The following is a 22,377-nucleotide window of genomic DNA, read 5'->3' as shown; positions in this document are numbered from 1 at the left end:
TCTAAGCCGCTCCCGACTGTCAGGGAGAAATACATGAAGTCGAGCATTGCTTCCGCCCTCGCGCTGGTCCTGTGCGCGTCCGCCGCACACGCACAGCAGGAAGAGCCCACGCCCAGCCCCAATCCGGTCGAGGAGCAGGAAGTCGACGCCTCGCAGGCCGACCTGCCGCATGAAGGCACCGGCCAGCAGGTGCAGGCCGCCCCGGCAACCGTCCCGATTGCCGGCGAGGAAAAGAGCGACGAGAAATGGGACGTGACCGCACCGCGCGGCGCGCAGCTCAAGGAAGTGCCGATCCGTACCGATGAAGGCACGTGGATCGATGTCGACGTATCGCCCGACGGGCGCACCCTCGCTTTCGCCCTGCTCGGCGATATCTACACCATGCCGATCACCGGCGGCACGCCCACGCGCATTGCCGAAGGGCTCGCATGGGAAGTCCACCCGCAATTCTCCCCCGATGGCAGCAAGATCGCTTTCACCTCGGATCGCGGCGGCGGCGACAACATCTGGGTCATGAACCGCGACGGTTCGAACAAGCAGCAGGTCACCAAGGAAGACTTCCGCCTCATCAACCACCCCAGCTGGTCTCCCGATGGGCGGTACATCGTTGCGAAGAAGCATTTCACCACGCAGCGCAGCCTGGGCACGGGCGAGGTGTGGCTCTACCATGCATCGGGCGGCGGCGGCGTCCAGCTGGTCAAGCGCGCCAGCGAAGCCCTGCAGAAGGAACTGGGCGAGCCGGTCTACGCTCCCGACGGCAACGCGATCTACTACACGCGCAATGTCACCTCGGGCCCGATCTTCGAATATGCGCAGGATTCCAACGCCGGCATCTTCCGCGTCGAACGCTATGACATCGACACCGGCGAAGTGACGACCGCCATCGGCGGCTATGGCGGCGCCGTGCGCCCCACTCCCTCGCCCGATGGCAAGAGCATCGCCTTCGTGCGGCGAGACAAGGACCAGTCGCAGCTGTGGGTCAAGGATATCGCCAGCGGGCGCGAGCGGATGGTCTACGGCCAGCTCGATCTCGACATGCAGGAGACATGGGCAGTCTACGGCGTCTACCCGATGATGGACTGGACGCCGGACGGCTCCAGCATCGTCGCCTGGGCCGGCGGCAAGATCATGCGCATTGCTTCCGACGGGTCGGGTGCCAGCGAAATCCCATTCCGCATCGATGATACGCGGACTGTGGCCTCGGCGCCGCATCCGGTGATCGACGTCGCGCCCGATAGCTTCACGGCAAAAATCCCGCGTTTCGCCTCCGTGTCGCCCGATGGCCGCACCGTGGTCTTCGAAAGCCTCGGCAAGCTCTACACCAAGCCGGTCGGCGGCGATGCCGCGCCGCGCCGCCTGACCAGCAGCGACGACGCCAGCCTCGAGCTGTGGCCGACCTGGTCGCGCGACGGGTCGCGCCTTGCTTTCGTGCGCTGGACCGATGCCGGGCTCGGGCGGATCGTCACCATCGACAGCCGCGGGCGCGACGAACGCGCGGTGACCCGCGAGCCGGGCCATTACGCGGTCCCGCAGTTCTCGCCCGACGGCAGCACCATCGTGTTCGAAAAGCGCAGCGGCGGTTACCTCACCACGCCCGATTTCTCGGAGAACGAGGGCGTTTACGCTGTCTCCGCGTCTGGCGGTTTGCCGCGCCTCGTCACCCGTGACGGATCGGACCCGCAGTTCGGAGCGGATGGCAACCGGCTGTTCATGCTTGCCCGCTCTGGCGGCAAGCTGCAGCTGATTTCCAGCGATCTCGACGGAGAGGCGCGCCGAGTTCACGCCGAGGGCGAACTGGCCAACGATTTCCGCGTCAGCCCGCGCGGCGATTACGTCGCTTTCCGCCAGAATTACGAGGTCTTCGCCATGCCGCTGCTTCCCGGCGGGCAGGCGGTGACCGTGGGCGAGAAGTCCAGCTCGCTTCCCGTGACCAAGGTCAGCAAGGGCGGGGCGGACTATATCGGCTGGACCCAGAACGGCTCCACGCTGCACTGGTCGATGGGGCCGGTGCTTTACCGTGCGAGTACCTCGGCGCTAACGCCGAGCGCGCCGCAGGGCAAGGATGCACCCAGCTTCACCCCGCCCGACAGCGGCACCTCGCTGGCCCGCACCGTGCGCGCCGACAAGCCGAGCGGGATGGTCGCCATCACCGGTGCCCGCATCCACACCATGGCAGGCAACAGTGCCGGAACGATCGAGAACGGCACGATCCTGATCGACGGCGATCGTATCGCCGCGATCGGCTCGGCATCGGACGTGACCGTGCCGGCCGGCGCGAAGGTCGTCGATGCAGCTGGTCGCACGATCATCCCGGGCCTCGTCGATGCGCACGCGCACGGCGCGCAAGGGTCGGGCGATCTCGTCCCGCAGCAGAACTGGTCGCTGATCCAGAACCTGGCGCTGGGCACGACGACGATCCACGACCCCTCATCTTCGGCGAGCATGATCTTCTCCGCATCGGAGCGCCAGCGCGCCGGCAATCTGCTCGGTCCGCGCATCTATTCGACCGGCGAGATCATCTACGGCGCGAAATCGCCGGGCGTCTATGCGCGCGTCGACAGCTACGAGGACGCGCTGGCCCATGTCCGCCGCATCAAGGCGCAGGGCGGTATCTCGGTGAAGAACTACAACCAGCCCCGCCGTGAACAGCGCCAGCAGGTCGTCGCCGCTGCCCGGGCGGAAAACATGCTGGTGGTGGCCGAAGGCGGCTCGCTGTTCGGCATGGACATGAACCTCATCGCCGACGGCAACTCCACGCTGGAGCACAACATCCCGCTCGACGTGATGTATGAAGACGTCCTGCAGATGTTCGGCCAGTCGGACACCAATTACACCCCGACGCTGGTCGTGACCTATGGCGGCCTAGCCGGTGATCCCTACTGGCGCCAGGCGACCGACGTGTTCGACAACCCGCTGCTGGTCCACACCCCGCCCAAGATGCTGCTGGCCGCAACGGCCCGCCGCACTAAGGCGCCGGAATGGGCTTTCGTCGACGACAATTCCGCGCGCGAAGCCAAGAAGCTTGCCGAGCGCGGCGTGAAGGTCAGCATCGGGGCGCATGGCCAGCAGGCCGGCATCGGCGCGCACTGGGAGCTGTGGAGCTTCGCGCGCGGCGGCATGAGCGCGGTCGAGGCGCTGCGCGCCGGGACGATCGAGCCGGCCCGTTCGCTGGGCATGGACAAGGACATCGGCAGCCTCGAAGTCGGCAAGCTGGCCGATCTCGTCATCCTGACCGCCGATCCTGCGCAGGACATCCGCAATTCGGACGATATCGCGCAGGTCATGGTCGGCGGGCGTCTGTACGACGCGCGCACCATGAACGAGGTAACGACGGGCAACGCCCGCCGCATGCCATATTGGTGGGAGTGACGCGGGGCCGGTGAACGCCGGCCCCCGCCAGCCTTAGCCCGCGCGCACCTTCGCAAGGAAGGTGTCGACGCGGCTGCGCAGGTTCGAAGCCTGGCCCTGCAGGTCGGTAGCAGACGACAGCACCTGGCTGGCCGATGCACCGGCCGCGAGGCTGGTTTCGCGCATGATCTCGATATGGCCGGCGACCTCGTCCGTGCCGCGCGCGGCAAGGTCGATGCTGCGGGCGAGGTCCTGCCCTGCGACCGACTGCTGGTCGACCGCGCTGGCAATCGAGATGGCAGTGGTTTCGAGTTGCTTGATCTGTTCGCCGATGGAACGCAGCGCGCTGACGCTGGCGCCGGTGGAATTCTGCATGGCGCGGATCTGCTCGGCGACTTCCTCGGTCGCGCGGCTGGTCTGCGTGGCCAGTTCCTTCACCTCGCTGGCGACCACGGCAAAGCCGCGGCCCGCTTCGCCGCCGCGCGCCGCCTCGATCGAGGCGTTGAGGGCGAGCAGATTGGTGCGCTGTGCGATCGACTGGATCAGTTCGACGATCTGGCCGACCTGTTCCGCCGAGGAAGCGAGGGTGGAGATCGTCTGGTCGGCATCTTCAGCATCGTCTGCGGCCTTGCGCGCCAGTTCGGCCGAGTGCGAGGCCTGTCGGCTGATCTCGCCGATCGACATGGCGAATTCGTCGGAAGCGGCTGCTGCGGCGGTTACGCCGGTCGATGCCTGTTCCATCGCGCCGCTGACCTGCGCGGCCTGGCCCGAGGCGTGCTCGGCGGCCTTGGCCATCGCGGCGGCAGTTTCGTTGAGCTGCGTGGAAGCTGAGGCGACGGCAGACACCACTTCGCCGATCTCATGCTCGAACGAGCGGGCGAGGAGGTCGATTTCGCGCTTGCGGCGTTCGGAACTTTCCTTGCGGCCGGCGAAGAGTTCGTCGAGCTTGTGGCCCGATTTCAGGAAGACTTCGAGAGCCCGGGCAAGATCGCCGATCTCGTCGTTGCGGCCCACGCCGCTGACTTCGACGTCGCGGCCTCCGGCAGCAAGCTCCTTCATGCCATCGGCCACGGCCTTGAGCGGCTTGATGGTGTCGAGGATCATCCGGCGGGTCGCGAGATAGCCGAGTACCAGGCAGATGGCGGCGGTCACCAGGACCAGCGCCTGCATGACGGGTTGCGCGCCCTCTGCTGCAAAGCCGATATAGGCGAACAGCGACACGAGGCCCGTACCGATCATCGGTGCGAGCACGGCCAGTTTCATCTTGTTGGCGAGGGTCTGCCCATTGAACCAGTCAGCAAGCCAGTAGCGCTTGAAATTGCCGTCTTCGGCATCGGCGGAAAGCGAAACGTTGGCGATTTCTTCGGACAGCTCGGCGTCGAATTTGCTGATAGCGTTCATGTTCACCCCTCTGAGGATGCCTTCGAGGTAACCGAACAGCGTTTCGATATGGTAAACGCCGGGTTCGAAATCACTGGTTTGGCAGGGATTTGCGTGGGGCCCTTCGCCGCATCGGCGAGGTAAACGCGATGCTGCTCTCAGGCGACCTTTGCTGAAGTTTCGCGTTCGCCCGGCAAAGCTGCCCCGATCGGGTGGCCGAGGTGCTGGGCGATTTCATCGGCCGGCATGGCCTTGAAGTAGAGCCAGCCCTGGATCTGGTCGCAGCCTGCGGCCCGGACCATGGCGGCCTGTTCTTCCGTTTCCACGCCTTCAGCCGTTACGCCCATCTGCATGGCGCGGGCCACGGTAATGCTGGAAAGCATCATGGCGCGGCTGGCATCGTCTTCGCCGGCCTGCACGACGAGGCTGCGGTCGAGTTTCAGCTTCTCGAAACGGAACTGGCGCAGGAAGCCGATGGAAGCATAACCGGTTCCGAAATCGTCGAGCGCCACCCGGACGCCGAAACCGCGGATGACCGCGAGGCTGCGCTCCGCCACGATCGGGTCGAGGACGAGGCACGTCTCGGTGATTTCGAGTTCGAGCCGCTCGGCATCGAAGCCGGTTTCTTCGAGGATATGGCCCAGCTGGATCGGGAATTCCGGGTTGCGCAGTTGCGCAGCCGAAATGTTCACCGACAGAGTGATGTCGTCCCACGCCATCGCGTCCATGCAGGCCTGCCGGAGCACCCACAGCCCGATCGGATTGATCAGGCCCGATTCCTCGGCGACGGGGATGAAGATGTTCGGCCCGACGCGCTTGCCGTCGGGACGCTCCCAGCGCATCAGGCACTCGACCGCGACCACCTTGCGGGTGCGGCTGTCGACCAGCGGCTGGTAGTTGAGCCGGAATTCCTCGTTGGCGAGCGCCATGCGGAGCTCGTCGTCCAGTTCCTTGAGCTGTTCACGGCTCTGGTCGAAGGCTTCGGAGAACCAGGTGCAGCGCATCTTGCCGCCGCGCTTGGAGGCATACATCGCAACGTCGGCGCGGCGCAGCAGCTCGCTGGAGGAAATGCTGTCGTGCGGCAGGCGGCGCGCAAGCCCGATGCTGGCGCCCAGCGTGAGGCGGCGATCGTCGACCGCAACCGGCTTGGCCAGGCGTTCGATGACGCGGCGGCAAATTCCTTCGAGGAGCGTGCCCGACAGGCTGCCCGACATGAGAATAGCATATTCGTCGCCGCCGAGGCGGTGGACCTGCGCGTTGCCTTCGCAGACCTGCTCGAAAATGCGCCCGACTTCCTTAATCGCCGCATCGCCGACGAAATGGCCGTAATGGTCGTTGAGGAGCTTGAACCCGTCGAGATCGACCAGCGCCAGCGCCACTTCCTGCTGGGCGCGGATTTCCTGCTGGATGCCGATGTGCAGAGCGCGGCGGTTGGGAAGCTGGGTCAGGCTGTCGGAATTGCTGAGCTGTTCGAGCCGGCGCAGGTGCCTAATGCCGAGCCGCCCGAACAAGGCGGTGGCAAGGCCGAATGCGGCAGCGCCGGCCACGATGATGACCGGCAGGAGCGATACGTTGAGGCTGAGCGCGATCAGCGCCGCAATCGCGGTCGCCGATACGATCATTGCGAGCACGGCAAGGGGTGCGAACAGGAGAACGCGCGTATCGTGACCGGTGCTGTCACAGTTTAGGCTCACGCGTAAAAATCCCCCGATGGTAACGCGAAACTGGTAATTCCCGCTTTTCATAGAGGGGATTACCTAAGGAACGGTAAAACCGCCGTTTACCCTCGGAACGGCGAGCCGCCGCCAGCTTGGGGCCGACAAATCAGCCGTTGACCACAGCCTGCCGCGGCCTGATCGACAGGCCCAGCGGGGCGCTGCCCGCCTGCTGCCGCAGCGAGTAGAGCGCCGAGCCATGCGAGGATGGTTCGAACCGCTCTGTCTGGCCGACCACAGTTTCGCCGGCGCCCAGCATCAGGAACCCGTCCGGCGCAACCGCGCTGGCCAGTCGGTCGAAGGCCGATCGGCGCGTTTCGGGCGCAAAATAGAGCAGGACGTTGCGGCACAGGACGAGGTCGAAGCGGCCCGGCATGGGCGGGAAATCGAGGACGTTCTGCTGTTCGAAGCGGAGCATCCCGCGAATGCGGTCGCTGGCCTGCCAGCCGCCCTTCGTCTCGCTGAAGAAATTGAGCATCTGCGCGACCGAAATGCCCCGCTGGATCTCGAATTGCGAATAGGTGCCGCTGCGGGCCTGTTCGATTGCCTTGCCGGAAATATCGGTGCCGATGATGTCGATCGTCCAGTCGTGCCAGCGGCCCGGCTGTTCGGCAAAGGTCATGGCGAGCGAAAGCACTTCCTGACCGGTCGAACAGCCTGCCGACCAGATCGTCAGCTTCTTGCTGTCCGCGCGCTTGCGGGCGAGATCGGGCAGGACCGTGTTGGCGAGCGTGCCGAAATAGGCATGGTCGCGGAAGAAATAGGTCTCGTTGTTGAGCAGCGCCTCGACCACGCGGGTCGCCAGCCGGTATTCGCCCGGCCGCTCCAGCATGCAGGCAAGCTGGTCGACGTTCTGGATGCCCAGTTCGCGAAACAGGCCCGACAGCGCGGTGGAAATGCGCCACCTGCGGCTTTCGGTGAGTTGCTGCCCAGTGCGCGAGGCCAGCAGGTCGGCGATTATGCGGTTCGAGGCATCCTCTATCGCCATACCTGGGCTCCGGCGCTGGCGAGCACCGTTTCGGCCAGCTCTTCGGGAGGAAGGGCGGCAGTCGTCAGTCCCATTTCCGTAACCGCGCGGGGCATACCCCAGACGGCGCAGCTGTGCGCGTCCTGCGCGTAGATCGAGCCGCCGGCATTAACGATGGACAAGGCCCCGTCGGTGCCGTCGCGGCCCATGCCCGACAGCAGGACGCCGGCGACCTCGCCGTCATAAGCTTCGGCCAGCGTCTCGAACATCGGATCGACCGAGGGCATGCAGCCGCTCTTGACCGGATGGTAGGCGAGGCCGGTCACATGGCGCGTGCCCTTGCGGTGCACGACCATGTGGCCATGGCCCGGCGCGATCACGAGATTGCCGCGGCAGATCTCGACGCCTTCGTCGGCAAGGATCGCCTGGCGGCCCGAGGCGACTTCCATCTGGCGCGCGAAGACTGGTATGAAGCTTGCCGGAAGATGCTGGGTGATGAGGATCGGGAGTTCGAAATCCTTCGGCAGCTTGCGGAGGAATAGGTTGAGCGCGTGGATGCCGCCGGTCGATGCACCGATGGCCACGACCTGGGGGCGCTTGCCGGCACGGCGCGAGGCAGGGCGCACGCTGGCGCGGCGCACCTCTTCCACGCCCATGCCCTTGAGTGCGCGGATCTTGCCGAGCAGCTGGTCGCGATAATCGTCGTTGAACCCGCCGGGGCGCGGCTTGAGCATGGTGTCGGCCGCGCCCATGCGCAGCGCCTCGACAGTGTGCTCGGCCCCTTCGGCAGTGAGCGAGGAAATGACCAGCACCTTGGTGGAAGGCGAGAGGGCGAGGATCTTGGGCAGCGCCTCGAGCCCGCCCATGCCGGGCATTTCGAGGTCGAGCAGAATCACGTCCACTGCCTGTGCCCGTAGTTCGTCGAGCCCGCGCTCGGCAGTGCTGGCGGTGGCGACGACGCTAAGGTCGGCTTCCTTCGCCAGCATGCGGGAGAAGACGGTCCGCACAGTCAGCGAATCGTCGACCAGCATGACCTTGACGCGGGTGTCGGCCTCGTCGGCAGGTGAGTTGATGTCGGAATTCTGGCGCAGGGCGGCGACCATATCGCTGCTCCGGATCAGGCCATGCCGACAAGCTGGAGCTTGATCTGCAGGGTTTCGTGATCGAACGGCTTCATGACGTATTCGTCGGCCCCGGCACTGATCGCCTCGCGGATGTGCGCGACATCGTTTTCCGTCGTGCAGAAGACGACCTTGGGCTTGTCGCCGCCCTCATGCTTGCGCAGCTGGGTGATGAATTCGATGCCCGTCATGACCGGCATGTTCCAGTCGAGCAGGATGACGTCGGGCATGTTGACCTGGCACTTGTCCAGGCCTTCCTTGCCGTTCTCCGCCTCGTCCACGGAGAATTCGAGCGATTCGAGAATGTGCCGGGACACCTTACGGATAACGCGCGAATCGTCGATGATGAGGCAGGTCTTCATGTGGGATTTCCTTGAGTTTCAGTGCGCATCATAACCAATGGCGGTAACCAATCGCTTAAGCTGCCAGCGCGGGTGGACCCGCAATGATCGTTTCTACATCGACCAGCACCACCGGACCGCTTTCGGTCTCGACCATGCCGATGGCCGCACGCTGCCAGCCTTCACCCAGGCCACCGGGAATGGCGACGGGATCGCTGGTTGCCTGCGCCACGTCTTCGGCGGCATCGACGAGCAAGGCGTAGGTATGGCCGTCGTGCTCGATCACCGCCGCGCGGCGTTCGGGCGAGTTGCTGGGCTGGTCGAAACCCAGCGCCAGCGAACAGTCGATCACGGTCAGCGCCTGGCTGCGCAGCGGCGTGATGCCGCACACATAGTCAGGGGTGCCGGGGATCGGAGTAACGGTATCGATCTCGAGGACCGACTGGACACGCAAAGCAGGGATCGCTGCGCTGCGACCGGCGATGGTGCACATCAGAAGCAGTTCGTTCATGCCGCCCTCCCGGTGCGGACCCGCTTGAGCACGGCCATCAGGCCGTCGCGGTCGTAGCGATAGATGGAGCCGTCGCCGGTATCTTCGGGATCGGGGCGCAGGCGCACCGTTTCGCGGGCACCCGGCGTCTCGTCGGCGGTATCCCCGGCGAGCGCGATGGCGAGATCGGCCTCTTCTTCTGCGTCGCCGGCAATGCGATAGCCGGCGGCCACCACCAGCGGTTCGAGGATGGTGCGCGCCCATTCGCTGTTCTGCGGCAGGCGGCAGACCAGCGGGCTGTCGCTGCGCTGGGGAACGCCGTGGCGCTGGAACAGCGTGTGTCCGTCGATCAGCGGGACCGGCTTTCCGCCGATCAGCGTGACGCCTTCGATCGAGCGATCGTTGGCGGACGGCACGATCTCTTCCGTCATCTCGGCTGCGTCGAGCACCTCGGAGACGGCATAAACCACTTCGCTTTCCCCGTCCGAAAGGCGCAGCAAGCGGCAGCGGTCGGCGGGCAGGGCACCGTGTTCGATACCGGCGAGCGGGAAAATACGGCCTTCGATGACGGCCTGTGCGCGGTCGCCTTCGATGTCGAAAGCGTCGGCGTAGACCGTGTCGATGCGGCGAACCAGTTCGAGCCTCACGGCGCGCTTGCGGCCGTCGAGCCCGGCGAAAAGCATGACCGGCGTCGCGGCCTTTTCTTCCTTGTCCTGCGTTTCTGCGATGATCGCGGGCTTGGAGCGCAGTTCGCCGACAAGGCCGCGCATCTGGGCGATGCTCGGCAGGTCGATCAGCATCATCGGGCTGCCGTCGTCGAGCAGGGTCGTGCCGGCATATAGCCTGGTCGCCATGATCGCCGGGGCGATCGGCTTGACCACGACGTCCTCGTGGTCGTGGACGCGGTCGACTGCGAGCGCGAAAACATCGTCGCTGGCAAGGCGGATCAGCACCAGCGTCTTGCTTTCCCAGTCGCAGCGCTCGTTGCTTTCGGTGCCGAGCACATCGGCAAGCGAGATGCAGGGCACTCGGCGGCCGCGGAAGGTCACGAGGCGGCGCTCGCCTGCCTCGGCGAATTCGACGCTGCTGGAGCTGCCGAAGACGATCTCCTCGATATAGCTGCGCGGCAGGGCGTAGTGCTGGCCGTCGCTGCTGACCGTGAGCGCGGCAATGATCGACAGGGTCAGCGGAAGCTGGAGATGGAAGCTGGTTCCTTCGCCCGGCTTGCTCGACACGGCGATGGCGCCGCCGACGCGTTCGAGGTTGGAGCGCACGACATCCATGCCGACGCCCCGGCCGGAGATCGAGCTGACCTCGGCCGCGGTGGAAAGGCCCGGCTCGAAGATGAGCTGGAGTTTCTGCGCCTGCGACATCTGCTTGATTTCGGAGTGGCTGTAGATGCCCGCTGCAACAGCCTTTTCCGACAGGCGGTCGACGTCTATGCCATTGCCGTCGTCGGTCACCAGAAGGCTGATCTGGTTGCCCGACTGGCGCGCGGCGAAGCGCATCAGGCCGATCTCGCGCTTGCCCTTCTTGAGCCGGTCGACAGGCTTCTCGATCCCGTGGTCGATGGCATTGCGGATGATGTGGGTCAGCGGGTCGCGGACCATCTCGATCATCTCGCGGTCGAGCTCCACTTCTCCGCCTTCGAAATCGACCATGACCTGCTTGCCGAGTTCGTTCGACAGGTCACGGACGAGGCGCGGCAGCGAGGAGAAAAGGTGCTCGAGGCGCTGCATCCGCATCCGGGTTATCGAAGTGCGCACATCGGCAAGGATTGCGGACAGGCGCTCGAACGGGCCGTCGATGGTCGGCTGTTCGCCCGCTTCGCGCAGGCGGCGCGCTAGGTCGTTGCGGGCGAGCACCATGTCGGAGACGCCCTTCATCACCTCGTCGAGCAGGTCGACGGGCAGGCGGATGGACCGCTGCATGGACTGCCGCTGGCCCTTGGCCGGTGCGTCTTCGCCCGCCTCGTCCACCGCTTCGGGCTGGACCGTGACCTCACTCTGGATTTCGGTCGGGCCGCTTGCATCGAGCGCCGCGATCAGCGCGTCGTCATCCTTGCCGTCCAGTTCTTCGCCCGCTTCGATGGCATCGGTCATGGCGCCGATGCGGTCGATGATGGCGAGCACTGCGGAAACCAGCGCGCTGTCGGGTTCGCGGCGACCGGCGCGGCATTCGGCCAGCGCGTCCTCGGCCGCGTGACTGAGCCGTTCCAGCTGCGGGAAATCGAAAAAGCCGCAGTTGCCCTTGACCGTGTGTACGAAGCGGAAAATCGTGTCGATGCGTGCCTTGTCGGACGGATCGGCTTCCCAGGCGACCAGCTCGGTGCCGCTCTGCTCCAGCATTTCGCGCGTTTCGGCGATGAAATCGGCCAGCAACTCGTCCATGATTTTCGCGGATCCCCTGTATCTGGGGATCGCTATGGACGAAGATGGTTAACGTTTGGTTTGGCTGGAAGCCTCGCCGCCGTCGCGGTCCGGCCCTGCGCGCAGCACCCGCCACGCGATGAAGGCGGCAAGCCCGCCGCCCAGAAGGTTTGCGACCAGTTCCGCACCGTAAATGGCGCCTGCGCCCCATGCCGGGCGGAGCAGCCAGCCGAAGGGCAGCATGACGAGGAACACGCGCGCGGCGCTCTGCGTCAGTGCAAGGCCGGCCCTATCGACGGCGTTAAGCGCTCCGTTCGCGGTAATGAGCAGGCCGAAACCCGCATAACCCCAGACCGAGATGGCCAGGTAGTTCTCGAACTCAGCCACGACCTCGGGATCCTCGGTAAAGAACTGCGCGAACCAGCCGCCCGTCAGGTACAGGAGGATGGCGGTCGCAAGGCCGTAGACGAGGCAGAAGCCTGCCGCCCACTTCATCGCTGCGCGCGACCTGTCGGGCAGGCGCGCGCCCCAGTTCTGCCCGACGATGGCGCCGATCGAACCCGACAGGGCAAGCAGCGGCACAGTGGCGAAGCTCTGCAGACGACCCGCTGCTCCGAAGCCTGCAACCGCGGCCTCTCCTTGCGAGGCCAGCAGGGCGGTGAGGACGGACAGGCCGATCGGGTTGATGGCGTTGGAGAAGGCCGCCGGCCCCGCCACGCTCAGGATCGCGCGGCTCGAATCCTTGATGTTGCAGGTGCGGATCGAGGAGGGATGGATGGGCAGCTGCGCCTCGCTGATGAGGTAGAGCGCCATCAGGATCGCGATTCCGAAGCCGATGATGGAGGCATAGGCCGCGCCCGCGATGCCGAAGCCCGCAAATCCGAACGCGCCGGTGATCAGGATCGGGTCGAGGATCCAGTTTGCCACTGCAAAGGTAATGGACACGTAGCTGGTCTTGCGCGCCTCGCCCTGGCCGCGCAGCACGCCGTTGAGGCCCATTTGCAGCAGCAGGACCGGCAGGCCCAACGCATAGGGCTGCATATAGGCGCGGATCAGCGGCAGCAGCGCATCGCTTGCCTGCATCAGGCGGAACAGCGGGTCCAGCAAGGCATAGAGCACCAGTCCCAGCACGACCCCCGTGCCGAGCGCGAAGACCGCACCGAAATTGGCGCGTCTTTCCGCCCGTTCGACATCGCCTTCGCCCAGGGCACGGGCAATGACCGAGTTGATGCCGACCATCACGCCGACCCCGAGGCTCGAGATCGCGATGGTGATCGGGAAGATGAAGCTGACCGCCGCCAGTTCCTGCGAGCCCAGCTGGCCGATGAAATAGGCGTCGATCAGGCCGACCGACATGATCGCGGCCACGCCGATGATCATGGGCGCGGTCTGCCCCACGAGATGGCCGACAATGCTGCCCCGCGTCAGTTTTGCCGTCTCGCTCATCGGCTGGCAGCGCTAGCGGGGCAGAGCCCGCATGGGAAGCGCCCAATTGCGCCAGAATGCTTGCCCCTGCACGCGCGGGCGTGCGATAGAGGTTGCAAATAGAAACCCGGAGGAGAGTCCCCATGGCAACCCAGATGAAGCCCAAGTTCGAATGCACCGAAGCCGAATGGAAGGTCCGTCAGGATCTCGCGGCTTGCTATCGCATCTTCGACCACCTCGGCTGGGGCGAGAGTATCTACAACCACATTTCGGTTGCCGTGCCGGGCGAAAAGGACACTTTCCTCATCAACCCCTTCGGGCTGCTTTATGACGAAGTGACGGCCTCGAACCTGGTGAAGATCGACGTCGAGGGCAACAATGTCGGCCACTCGCAGTACATGGTGAACAAGGCGGGCTTCACCCAGCACGCCCACTTCCACAAGCACCTGGGCGAAAAGGCGACGGCCATCTGCCATGTGCACACCACGGCGACGATGGCGGTGTGCAGCCACAAGAACGGGCTGGTTCCGACCAATTTCTACGCCTGCAATTTCCAGGGCCAGATCGGCTACCATGATTTCGAAGGCGTGACCGTGCGTGCCGAAGAGGGAGACCGTCTGGTCGAGAATCTCGGCGATCACTCCATCCTGATGCTCCGCAATCACGGGCCGGTGGTGATGGACAAGACCATCCCCGGCATGTTCGTGAAGATGTGGGCGCTGCAGCGCGCCTGCGAAATCCAGGTCGCCACCCTGTCGCAGGGCGAGGCCAATGTGATCTCGCAGGAAGTGGTCGACGTCCACCAGCGCGACCTTGCCGTCATGGCGAGCCAGGGCGGCGCGGGCGTGTTCGACTTCGAGGCATGGAAGCGACGCGTCTCCAAGATCGACGACAGCTGGATGAGCTGATGGCGGCTGCGAAATCCTGCCCGAAATGCGACGGGCGGATGGAGGAAGGCTTCGGCGTCGATCGCGGTTACGGCGAAAACCACGTGGCGGGCTGGCATCCGGGCAAGCCCGACACACGCTGGTGGGGATTGAAAGCTAACCGCAAAAGCGTGCTGGCGATTTCCAAATTCCGCTGCAACAAGTGCGGCTACCTAGAAAGCTACGCGAACTGAGCCGCATCCACCCATGTCCCGCATGACCGTAAACGACCGACCGGTCGAATTCCTGATGGACGACGATACGCCCCTGCTGTGGGCGCTGCGCGATGCCGCCAACCTTACGGGGTCGAAATACGGCTGCGGGACCGGCGATTGCGGTGCATGCATGGTCCACATCGACGGCGAAGCGCTGCGTTCGTGCCTCGTCACCATCGGCGAAGCGGAAGGCCGGTTCGTCACGACCATAGAGGGGCTGAGTGGGGACCGTTCCCACCCCGTCCAGCAGGTGCTGGTGGCGGAGCAGGCGATCCAGTGCGGCTTTTGTACGCCGGGCATCGTCATGGCTGCCGCAGCACTGATCAACCGCAATCCCGCCGCCTCGGAAGAGGATATCAAGGCCGCGGTTCCAAACCTGTGCCGCTGCGGCGTCTATCCGCGCCTCGTCCGCGCCATCCAGCGGGCAGGCCGTGTCGCAAGGCGGCAGGAGCGCATCAGCGCAGCCCCGGCCCCCGGCATCAGCAGCGAGGATGCGGCCCGCGAGGTCCCGGCACTGTCCGGACAGGCGCCCGCAAAGCCGCGCAATTGATGCAATCATGAAAAAACGGCGGCAGGTCTCCCCGCCGCCGCCGCCGTTTTCCTGACAAGCGCTGCCCCGGGATCAAATCTCGAAGCGGACGCCGATACGTGCGCTCAGCGGATCGCCCGGCTGGATGTTGTTGTTGCCATGGGCCGAGGGGTAGTAATCCTCGTCGAACAGGTTCTCGACATTGAGCTGGAAGCTCAGGCGGTCGCTGACTGTGTAATAGGCGGCCGCATCGACGCGCCAGTAGCTCGGCAGGACGACCGTATTCGAGAAGCTGGCATACTGTTCCGACTGGTGGATGACGCCAAGGCCGAACCCCAGCTGTTCATTCACGTCGAAGCGGTTCCAAGCGCTGATCGAGTGCTTGGGTAGCTGCTGCAGGCGCTGGCCGGCATCGCCGAACGCGCTTTCGTTGAGCAGTTCGCCGTCGAGGTAGGTGTAGCCGAGATTCGCCTTCCAGAAATCGGCGATTTCACCGACCGCGCTGATCTCGAACCCTTCGGCGCGGCTTTCACCGGCGAGGACGGTCAGGGTCGGATCGGTCGGCGAAGGGGCCTGGATATTGGTGCGCTCGAGGCGGAAGATCGCGGCGTTGACCAGCACCTTGTCGAGCGGGGCCCACTTGGCGCCGATTTCGTAATTGGTGAACTTTTCCGGATCGAACTGCGCATCGCCCTCAGAGAGGATGAAGAACTGGTCGCCCGCCTGCGGGAGGAAGCTTTCCGAATAGGAGGCGTAGAGCGACAGGTCCGGGGTCGGCTTGACGATCAGGCCGATGCGCGGGCTGAACTTCTCGTCTACGCGGTCGGCAGCGGGTCCGCCCAAGAGGTCCTCGGTCTTGAGGTCGAAGCGATCCCAGCGCAGGCCGCCGACTAGTTCGATATGGTCGCCGATCTCGAGCTGTTCCTGCACGTATACCGACAGCGTTTCGAGGTCGCTCTGGCGCGAACGCGATACCGGGTTCAGCTGGAAGGGCGGGATGAAGAGCACGTCGGCGAGCGGGGTCTGGTTCGGCGCCAGGCCGTCGACGCCGGGCGCACGGGTGAAGCCGACCGTGCTGCGCTGGTTGGCCGAATCCTGCTTGCTCGCTTCGACGCCGAACAGGAGGGTCGATGCGATGTCCGAACCCATTTCGGCTTCCCAGACCAGGTTGGCCTGGCCGATCCAGTTGGTGCGCTGCTGGGCGTCTTCATAACCGCTCAGGAAGACGGTGCTGCCATCGGTGCTCGAAGGCACGATATTGGCATAGACCTTGTCGTAATCGGCGAACTGGACCGTGGCATTGGCAGTGAGTCCACCGTTGAAATCATGCTCCAGACGCACGCGGCCGATGTGGACCTGCGCTTCGGCGCGGTTGAAGTCGCTGTCGCCGAAGAAGGTGCTGTCGTAGCCCTGCAGCGGGCCGGTGCCGAGTGCCGGGAGGCCGCGGTCGGTGACGCGGCTGTCGTCGTCATAGGTGTAGCTGGCGACAAGCGTGGTGTCGGGGCCGAGCGCTGCGGTCAGCGTGGGCGAGAAACCGATGAAGCGGCCTTCGTAGAAATCGCGGTCGTTGTCGAATTCCTCGTAAGCGGCATTGAGGCGCAGGGCCACGCCATTGGACAGCGACTGGTTGACATCGGCAGTGACGTCGAAGGCGCTGAAAGTGTCGACCGATGCTTCGCCGGAAATGAAGCTTTCGCCCAGCTCCGCGCGCTTTGCCACGCGGTTGATCGCGCCGCCCCCTGCACCGCGTCCGAAGATCAGGGCATTGGCGCCCTTGAGCACTTCGACGCGCTCGATATTGTAAAGCGGTCGGTAGTACTGCGCATCGTCACGCAGGCCGTCGATGTAGAAGTCGGCGGTCGATTCCTGGCCGCGGATGAAGACTTCGTCGCGGTGGCCTTCGCCGCTTTCCATGCTGATGCCCGGGACATAGCGGAGCGCGTCGTTGAGCTGGCGGATCGCCTGGTCTTCCAGCTGGTCCTCGGTGATGAAGCTGACGGCCTGCGGCACGTCGATCAGCGGGGTCGGCGTCTTGGTCGCACTCGATCCGTCCTCGTTGGCATAGCCTTCGTCCCGGTCGCCGCTGACCACGATGTCGGCGGGCAGGTAGTCGCGGTCGGGCTGCACTTCCTCGGCCGCGAATGCGGGGGTGGCGAGGGCGGTTCCGGCTGCGAGCAGGGCGAGCGTGGAGGCTTTCATGGACTTCTTTCTGTTCTTGCGATTGATTCTCAAAACGTGAGCCCCTGCTATTGCGAGCCATTCGCATTAGCAACCTTCAATTGCGCAATCGCCGGTGAAAAAATCGCAACACTGCGTTTGACTGATAGGTTCAGTCGATTAGAGCGCGCTCCAAAGAGAAGGAGACACCATGAAAGCGACCATCTGGCACAACCCGAAATGCGGTACTTCGCGCAAGACGCTGGCCATTCTCGAGAACCTGTCGAGGGTCGATGTCGAAGTGGTCGAGTATCTCAAGGATCCGCCGACCAGGGAAAAGCTCGCGCAGCTTTACCGCGACGCAGGGATCACCCCGAACCAGGGTCTGCGCCTGCGCGGTACCGATGCCGAGGAACGCGGCCTGCCCGATGCCGATGCCGACTCCGTGCTCGAAGCTATGGTGGCAGACCCCATCCTGATCGAACGTCCGCTGGTGGAAACCGACAAGGGCGTGCGCCTCTGCCGCCCGCAGGACACGGTCCTCGAAATCCTCTAGCGGCGGTCCTGCGTCAGCCTGCTGTCCATCTGCAGGGTGAGCCAGCCATAGACGAAGACGATGGCGCAGATGGCCACGATCAGGCCGAAGCCCAGCCAGTCCGAATGGCCGTATAGCCACACGCCCAGCGCGGGTGCGTAGATGTAGCTCGCTCCTGCGACCGAGGCCGTGACGCCGGACGCCTGACCTTGCTCGGCGCGGGTGACTGCCAGCGAGGTGCCGGAGGTCGAGCCGGGACGGAACAGCCCGAAGCCCAACGAGGCGACGGCAAAGGCCAGCGCGATCGAGTGGATGTTGCCTGCAACGCCGAGCATGGCGACGCCGAAGCCGGCAATCGCAATGCCCGAAAGTGTCGCTGCTCTCGGACCCAGGTTCAGCCGCGGGATGAGCCCCCACTGCGCCAGCAATGTGGCGATCGCACCCGCCATCAGCACGAGGCCGACCGGGCCGGTGCCTTCCGCGGGCGTGGCGCGCAGCCCGAGCCGGTCGAGCACGAGGAAGCCCGCAATGCCGAGCACCATGGCCTGTGCGTGCCCGCCCAACAGGCCGACCACGACCCAGGGGCGCAGCCGCGGTTCGAACCAGCGCAGCTTGTGTGGTTCGACTTCTTCCTCGTCCTCGTCCTCATCGTCGGAATTGCCGGAGAAGTCGGCCGTGGGGCTGCCCGAATAGGACGGATCGTAGGTCTTGCCGCGCGCGGGGAACTGCGGCTCGTCATTGGGAAGCTTCCAGCGCAGAGCGATCAGCGTGGCCACGCCCATCAGCGAGAAGATCAGGAACGGGCCGGTCAGCCCGATGAAGGGCAGCACCATCAGCGGTGCAAGGGCAGGACCGATGACCGTGCCCAGGCCAAAGCTCGACGCGATCAGCGACAGGGCCTGCGTGCGTTCCGAACGCGGGGTGCGGCTGGCGACATAGGCCTGTACGGCAGGCGGCGCCGCGCTGCCGAACCCGCCGTAAAGGCTGCGCGCCGCAGCAAACAGGATCAGCGCCCAGAACGCGCCGATATATCCCGACAGGCCGAGCCAGAGCATCAGGCCGCACAGTGCAAAGCTGGCGATGAAGCCGACCAGTCCCAGCGCCATCATCGCCTTGCGGCCCCGGCGGTCGGACCTTTCGGCCCACAGTGGCGCGCAGAACACCCAGAGCAGCGCCGACCAGCTGTAGGCGAGGCTGATCCACACGTCGTTGATCTGCAGCGCGGTGCCGATGGACGGCATGACCGACTGCATGGCCGTATTGCCTGCCGCCGTGGTCAGCATGACCGCGAACAGCAGCGTCATGCGCCCGCGCGAAATCGACGGCTGGCGCACCGGGAGCGGTGACGTCACGGCGTCGGACGGATCGGCTTCGGCCATGGGATAAGCGGCTACGCTGCTCCACGCGCCCTTGCAATGGCGCAGGCGCACTGCCAGACGAAGTATCTGTCTTATCGTCGAAAGAGGGGTCAGTCTTGACCGGTTACGACAATGCCCCGGCGATCCCGCGGCGCAATTTCAAGGAAAAGGCCGCGCGCTTTTTCGGCCAGTGGGGCGTGTTCTTCCGCGGCTTTGTCCAACATCCCAAGATGGTCGGCTCGATCATCCCCTCCTCGCGCTTCACCATCGAGAAAATGCTGGCGCCCGTGAAGTGGGACGAATGCAAGCTGTTCGTGGAATACGGGCCTGGCGTTGGCACCTTCTGCCAGGCCGTGCTCGACCGCCTGCCGCGTGACGGCTCGCTGATCGTGATCGACACCAACCCGCTCTACATCGACTATCTGCGCAGGCATTTCCGCGACAGCCGGTTTTCTGCCGTCCACGGTTCTGCCGCGGACGTAGAGGAGATCGTGAAGGCGCATGGCCACGACCATGCCGATTACGTGCTGTCCGGCCTGCCCTTCTCGACGCTGCCCGCAGGCATCGGTCCCGCCATCGCGGCGGCGACCTACCGCGTCATCCGCCCGGGCGGCGCATTCCTCGTCTACCAGTTCTCGGCCAAGGCGCGCGATTTCATGGCGCCCCATTTCGAGCGTATCGAAAACGGCTTCGAACTGCTGAACGTGTTGCCCTGCCAGCTCTTCTGGGGTTGGAAGGAACCGAAGGGCTAGGCCTCTTCACCCTTATCTGCTGCGGACAGGCGCGAAAGCTGCGCGTGGATCGCGGCAAGGATGCTCACCACGAAGACCGCGCCGAGGGCATCGATGAGCCCTGCCGAAAGCGCCGCGCCGAAGCTGGAGGCTTCCTCCCCGCCGAGCGCGAAGACCAGGCCGACGATCCAGCCTAGGAGCAGCACCAGCACGGCGGCCGCGACCACCAGCAGGACGAAGAAGGCCAGCAGGCGCAGCGAATTGCCCTTGGTCATGGCCCAGGACCGCTTGAGCGCGGCCACCGGGTTGCGCTCTCCCTCGATGCCGATGATGGGCGTGGAGAGAGACAGCTTGATGCTGATATAGACGACCAGCGGAATGGCGAAGAGCGCGCCTAGCAGCGCAACAGGTTTGAGGCCGACTGCGGCGGGCAGGCTGATCAGCACGAAGATCGGCGCAAGATAGGCGAGGACCTGCAGCAGGTATGCGCCGATGAAGGTCGGCAGCAGCGATGCCCCCGATGCCAGCGCCTCGCCGACGGTCGGGGAAGAACGGCGGCGCAGCAGTGCCAGCATGGCCAGCTGCGCGAGGCTGGTGAGCAGGAACACGCCGAGGAACAGCCACCAGTATTCGCTGAACATCGTCACCAGCGCGCCCTGCAACTGCTCCATGGTCGGCTGGGTCGAGCCTTCGAGCGAGGATTCGATGCTCGCGCTCGGGAAGATGATCGCGGCGAAGGCCGATGGCAGGAAGATCAGCACGCCCGCGATCGTCGCCAGCAGGCTGAAATTGCCCTTGATGAGCGTCAGTGCCTCGTTCCAGCCCTTGTCGAAATCGAATTTCATCGCCGAACCCCTCTCTTTCGCTCTTGATAAGCGCGACTTGCGTCGCCACGCAATTCCCCATGTCCGAAATGCTCACCGAAACCGTCGAATGGCGTGCCGAGAAGGGGCAGGTACCCTATCGCGATGCGCTCGCGGAGATGGAGGCGCGCAACAAGGCCGTCTCCGAAGGCGAGGCGCAGGAACTGGTGTGGCTGCTCGAGCACCCGCCGGTCTATACCGCCGGGACCAGCGCCGACGGGGCCGAACTGCTCGACCCGCGCTTCGAAGTGGTCGAGGCGGGACGCGGCGGACGCTACACCTATCACGGCCCGGGCCAGCGCGTCGGCTACCTGATGCTCGACCTCAAGTCGCGCGGGCGCGACGTGCGCTGCTTCGTCCACTCGGTGGAAGGCTGGGTGATCGCCACGCTCGGCGACCTCGGCGTCGAATGCTGGCGCAGCGACGGGCGGATCGGCATCTGGACGCGCGATATCGACGGACGCGAGGCCAAGATCGGCGCGATCGGTGTGCGGGTTCGCCGCTGGGTCACGATGCACGGCTTCTCCGTGAACCTCGCCCCCGATCTCACCCACTTCACCGGCATCGTGCCCTGCGGGATCGACGAGTTCGGCGTCACCAGCATGGCGCGGCTCGGCCTCGATATTGCGCCTGATGCCTTCGATGAGGCATTGAAGCGGCGGGCAGGCGATTTCCTCGCCGCGCTCGAAGGAAAGGAATGCGCGCTGCCATGAAGCGACTGATGATTATCGCACTCGGGGCGCTGACCCTTGCCGCCTGCCAGGAGCAGGCCGGCGATCAGGGTGCGGCAGGCGATGCGCAGCGCGCTGAGGGCGAAGTGCTCGGCGGCACGATCGACGATTCCATGCTTCCGCTCGATACCGTGACCTCGCAGGCCCCTCCGCTGCGGCAGGCACCCAGCGAGGGCTCTTCCGGCGATAGCGAGGATGCGACCGGCGAAGAGGGTGACGAGGCCGATGCCGATGCAGCGCCCGAAGAGGACGCACAACCCGAACCCGCTGAAGAGGCGGAGCCGGAAGCCTAATCCTCGCCGAGCAGCTTTCGCGCGCGTGCGAGGTCGCCTTGCCGGACATAGCGGCCCCGCGACGGTAGCGCTTCCGCACCCGGATTGAGCGCGAACAGGCCGACGATTTCACGCGCTTCGGCGATTTCCTCGGACGTGGGTGCGAATGCGGCATTGATCGCTTCCACTTGCGAAGGATGGACGGCGATCATGCCGCTGAACCCGTCCCCGCGCGCGGCGAGCGCTGCGCGTTTCGCCCCCTCGGCATCGCGCGTGTCGCGAAAGCCCGCCTCGATCGCCATCAGCCCTTGCGCATGGGCGGCCAGCAGGACCTGCCCGCGGACATAGGCCAGTGCATCGGTCCATAGCCCTCCCGGACCGCGCATCCGCCGCGCGCCGACCGAACGGGCGAGCGCTGCGGCATCCCAGCCAAGCCCGACGATGCGGGCATGGATTTCCTCGGCAAAGGGTTGGAGGTGCAGGGCCGCAGCGGGATTGGCGCCGAGTTCCGGGATGATCTTGGTCGCGCCGCTGCGCACGCCTGCGCGGCTTTCGCATTCATACAGGGCCGCGGCGAACTGCTGGACTTCGTCGGTGCCGATGCATTCGGCCAGGACCACGCCGTCGGGCGCGCCTTCCATCGCAGCCTCGAGATCGGCGCGCCAGTGCGGGCTCGACACGGGGCCGATACGTACCCAGCGCGCGAAACTGCGCGCCGCCACCACTTGCGAGCGGTGCGAGACCAGCCAGTCACGCGCGGCCAGCCGGGTATGTTGCTTGGTGTCCTCGCTGGCGGCGCGGGCGAGGTCGATGACGACCGCGTCCGCGCCTGAGCCTGCTACCTGCCCCAGTGCCTTGTCCTTGTCTGCCGGGACCACGATCCACGAGCGCATTTATCGACCCT

20 protein-coding genes are annotated in these 22,377 nt (G+C 65.3%); 8 read left to right on the top strand and 12 right to left on the bottom strand.

Features of this window, described 5'->3' with window-relative positions; translation table 11 throughout:
* Positions 1-33: 33 nt before the first annotated feature.
* Entirely contained in the window at positions 34-3,369 is a 3,336-nt protein-coding gene (locus GRI42_RS08920; protein ID WP_160608161.1) for an amidohydrolase family protein, read from the top strand.
* 33 nt (positions 3,370-3,402) lie between these two features.
* Here the strand turns inward: GRI42_RS08920 and GRI42_RS08915 are convergent, their stop codons facing one another.
* The 8 genes from GRI42_RS08915 to GRI42_RS08880 form a co-directional block, all read right to left on the bottom strand.
* A complete protein-coding gene (locus tag GRI42_RS08915; protein ID WP_160608160.1) occupies positions 3,403-4,749 on the bottom strand; it encodes a methyl-accepting chemotaxis protein in 1,347 nt (448 codons plus the stop codon).
* Positions 4,750-4,886: 137 nt separating this feature from the next.
* Positions 4,887-6,422 carry a putative bifunctional diguanylate cyclase/phosphodiesterase gene (locus GRI42_RS08910; protein WP_325065316.1) on the bottom strand — a complete coding sequence of 512 codons (1,536 nt, stop codon included), beginning with the start codon at positions 6,420-6,422 and terminating at the stop codon, positions 4,887-4,889.
* A gap of 130 nt (positions 6,423-6,552) precedes the next feature.
* The gene (locus tag GRI42_RS08905) at positions 6,553-7,431 is read right to left on the bottom strand and encodes a CheR family methyltransferase (protein WP_160608159.1); all 879 of its coding nucleotides are present in this window, start codon (positions 7,429-7,431) and stop codon (positions 6,553-6,555) included.
* Entirely contained in the window at positions 7,422-8,513 is a 1,092-nt protein-coding gene (cheB, locus tag GRI42_RS08900) for a chemotaxis-specific protein-glutamate methyltransferase CheB (RefSeq protein WP_234033920.1), read from the bottom strand. Before cheB ends, GRI42_RS08905 begins: the two co-directional genes overlap by 10 nt.
* A 14-nt stretch (positions 8,514-8,527) precedes the next feature.
* A complete protein-coding gene (locus GRI42_RS08895; RefSeq protein WP_160608158.1) occupies positions 8,528-8,893 on the bottom strand; it encodes a response regulator in 366 nt (121 codons plus the stop codon).
* A 55-nt stretch (positions 8,894-8,948) separates the two neighbouring features.
* Positions 8,949-9,383 (bottom strand): chemotaxis protein CheW, encoded by a 435-nt coding sequence (locus GRI42_RS08890; RefSeq protein ID WP_160608157.1) that lies wholly within the window; start codon positions 9,381-9,383, stop codon positions 8,949-8,951.
* Positions 9,380-11,752, bottom strand: a complete 2,373-nt coding sequence (locus tag GRI42_RS08885) for a chemotaxis protein CheA (protein ID WP_160608156.1) — start codon at positions 11,750-11,752, stop codon at positions 9,380-9,382. The genes GRI42_RS08890 and GRI42_RS08885 overlap by 4 nt, the downstream gene beginning before the upstream one ends.
* Positions 11,753-11,800: 48 nt before the next feature.
* Positions 11,801-13,177 (bottom strand): MATE family efflux transporter, encoded by a 1,377-nt coding sequence (locus tag GRI42_RS08880; protein ID WP_160608155.1) that lies wholly within the window; start codon positions 13,175-13,177, stop codon positions 11,801-11,803.
* 122 nt (positions 13,178-13,299) lie between these two features.
* On the opposite strand from GRI42_RS08880, the gene GRI42_RS08875 reads away from it, so the two are divergent.
* From GRI42_RS08875 to GRI42_RS08865, 3 genes are read left to right on the top strand one after another with little or no spacing between them, the layout of a single operon-like run.
* Entirely contained in the window at positions 13,300-14,064 is a 765-nt protein-coding gene (locus GRI42_RS08875) for a class II aldolase/adducin family protein (RefSeq protein ID WP_160608154.1), read from the top strand.
* Positions 14,064-14,276: a hypothetical protein gene (locus GRI42_RS08870; protein WP_160608153.1), complete on the top strand. Its 213-nt coding sequence runs from the start codon at positions 14,064-14,066 to the stop codon at positions 14,274-14,276. Before GRI42_RS08875 ends, GRI42_RS08870 begins: the two co-directional genes overlap by 1 nt.
* Before the next feature lie 13 nt (positions 14,277-14,289).
* On the top strand, positions 14,290-14,847 hold the full coding sequence (locus tag GRI42_RS08865; RefSeq protein ID WP_160608152.1) for a (2Fe-2S)-binding protein: 558 nt from the start codon (positions 14,290-14,292) through the stop codon (positions 14,845-14,847).
* 72 nt (positions 14,848-14,919) lie between these two features.
* Here the strand turns inward: GRI42_RS08865 and GRI42_RS08860 are convergent, their stop codons facing one another.
* Positions 14,920-17,025, bottom strand: coding sequence for a TonB-dependent receptor (locus GRI42_RS08860; RefSeq protein ID WP_160608151.1), 2,106 nt, complete (start codon positions 17,023-17,025; stop codon positions 14,920-14,922).
* A 169-nt stretch (positions 17,026-17,194) separates the two neighbouring features.
* Between GRI42_RS08860 and arsC the strand changes: the two genes are divergently transcribed.
* Positions 17,195-17,539 carry an arsenate reductase (glutaredoxin) gene (gene arsC / locus GRI42_RS08855; protein WP_160608150.1) on the top strand — a complete coding sequence of 115 codons (345 nt, stop codon included), beginning with the start codon at positions 17,195-17,197 and terminating at the stop codon, positions 17,537-17,539.
* On the opposite strand, the gene GRI42_RS08850 is transcribed toward arsC, so the two are convergent.
* The gene (locus tag GRI42_RS08850; RefSeq protein WP_160608149.1) at positions 17,536-18,897 is read right to left on the bottom strand and encodes an MFS transporter; all 1,362 of its coding nucleotides are present in this window, start codon (positions 18,895-18,897) and stop codon (positions 17,536-17,538) included. The two genes, arsC and GRI42_RS08850, sit on opposite strands and share 4 nt — an antisense overlap.
* A gap of 95 nt (positions 18,898-18,992) precedes the next feature.
* Between GRI42_RS08850 and GRI42_RS08845 the strand changes: the two genes are divergently transcribed.
* Positions 18,993-19,628, top strand: coding sequence for a class I SAM-dependent methyltransferase (locus GRI42_RS08845; protein WP_160608148.1), 636 nt, complete (start codon positions 18,993-18,995; stop codon positions 19,626-19,628).
* On the opposite strand, the gene GRI42_RS08840 is transcribed toward GRI42_RS08845, so the two are convergent.
* Positions 19,625-20,452 carry a glycerophosphoryl diester phosphodiesterase membrane domain-containing protein gene (locus GRI42_RS08840; RefSeq protein ID WP_160608147.1) on the bottom strand — a complete coding sequence of 276 codons (828 nt, stop codon included), beginning with the start codon at positions 20,450-20,452 and terminating at the stop codon, positions 19,625-19,627. The genes GRI42_RS08845 and GRI42_RS08840 overlap by 4 nt on opposite strands.
* A 59-nt stretch (positions 20,453-20,511) precedes the next feature.
* Between GRI42_RS08840 and lipB the strand changes: the two genes are divergently transcribed.
* Together lipB and GRI42_RS08830 are read left to right on the top strand one after the other, a co-directional pair.
* Positions 20,512-21,183 (top strand): lipoyl(octanoyl) transferase LipB, encoded by a 672-nt coding sequence (gene lipB, locus GRI42_RS08835; RefSeq protein ID WP_160608146.1) that lies wholly within the window; start codon positions 20,512-20,514, stop codon positions 21,181-21,183.
* The gene (locus tag GRI42_RS08830; protein WP_160608145.1) at positions 21,180-21,494 is read left to right on the top strand and encodes a hypothetical protein; all 315 of its coding nucleotides are present in this window, start codon (positions 21,180-21,182) and stop codon (positions 21,492-21,494) included. The genes lipB and GRI42_RS08830 overlap by 4 nt, the downstream gene beginning before the upstream one ends.
* Here the strand turns inward: GRI42_RS08830 and GRI42_RS08825 are convergent.
* Complete coding sequence (locus GRI42_RS08825; RefSeq protein ID WP_160608144.1) at positions 21,491-22,366, bottom strand: HpcH/HpaI aldolase/citrate lyase family protein; 876 nt, start codon at positions 22,364-22,366, stop codon at positions 21,491-21,493. The genes GRI42_RS08830 and GRI42_RS08825 overlap by 4 nt on opposite strands.
* Between the last annotated feature and the right edge of the window lie 11 nt (positions 22,367-22,377).

It is taken from the genome of Qipengyuania gaetbuli (assembly GCF_009827315.1).
GTDB lineage: Bacteria > Pseudomonadota > Alphaproteobacteria > Sphingomonadales > Sphingomonadaceae > Qipengyuania > Qipengyuania gaetbuli.
Note: the sequence above shows the minus strand (reverse complement) of the source record. Positions and strands in the feature narration are given on the sequence as shown.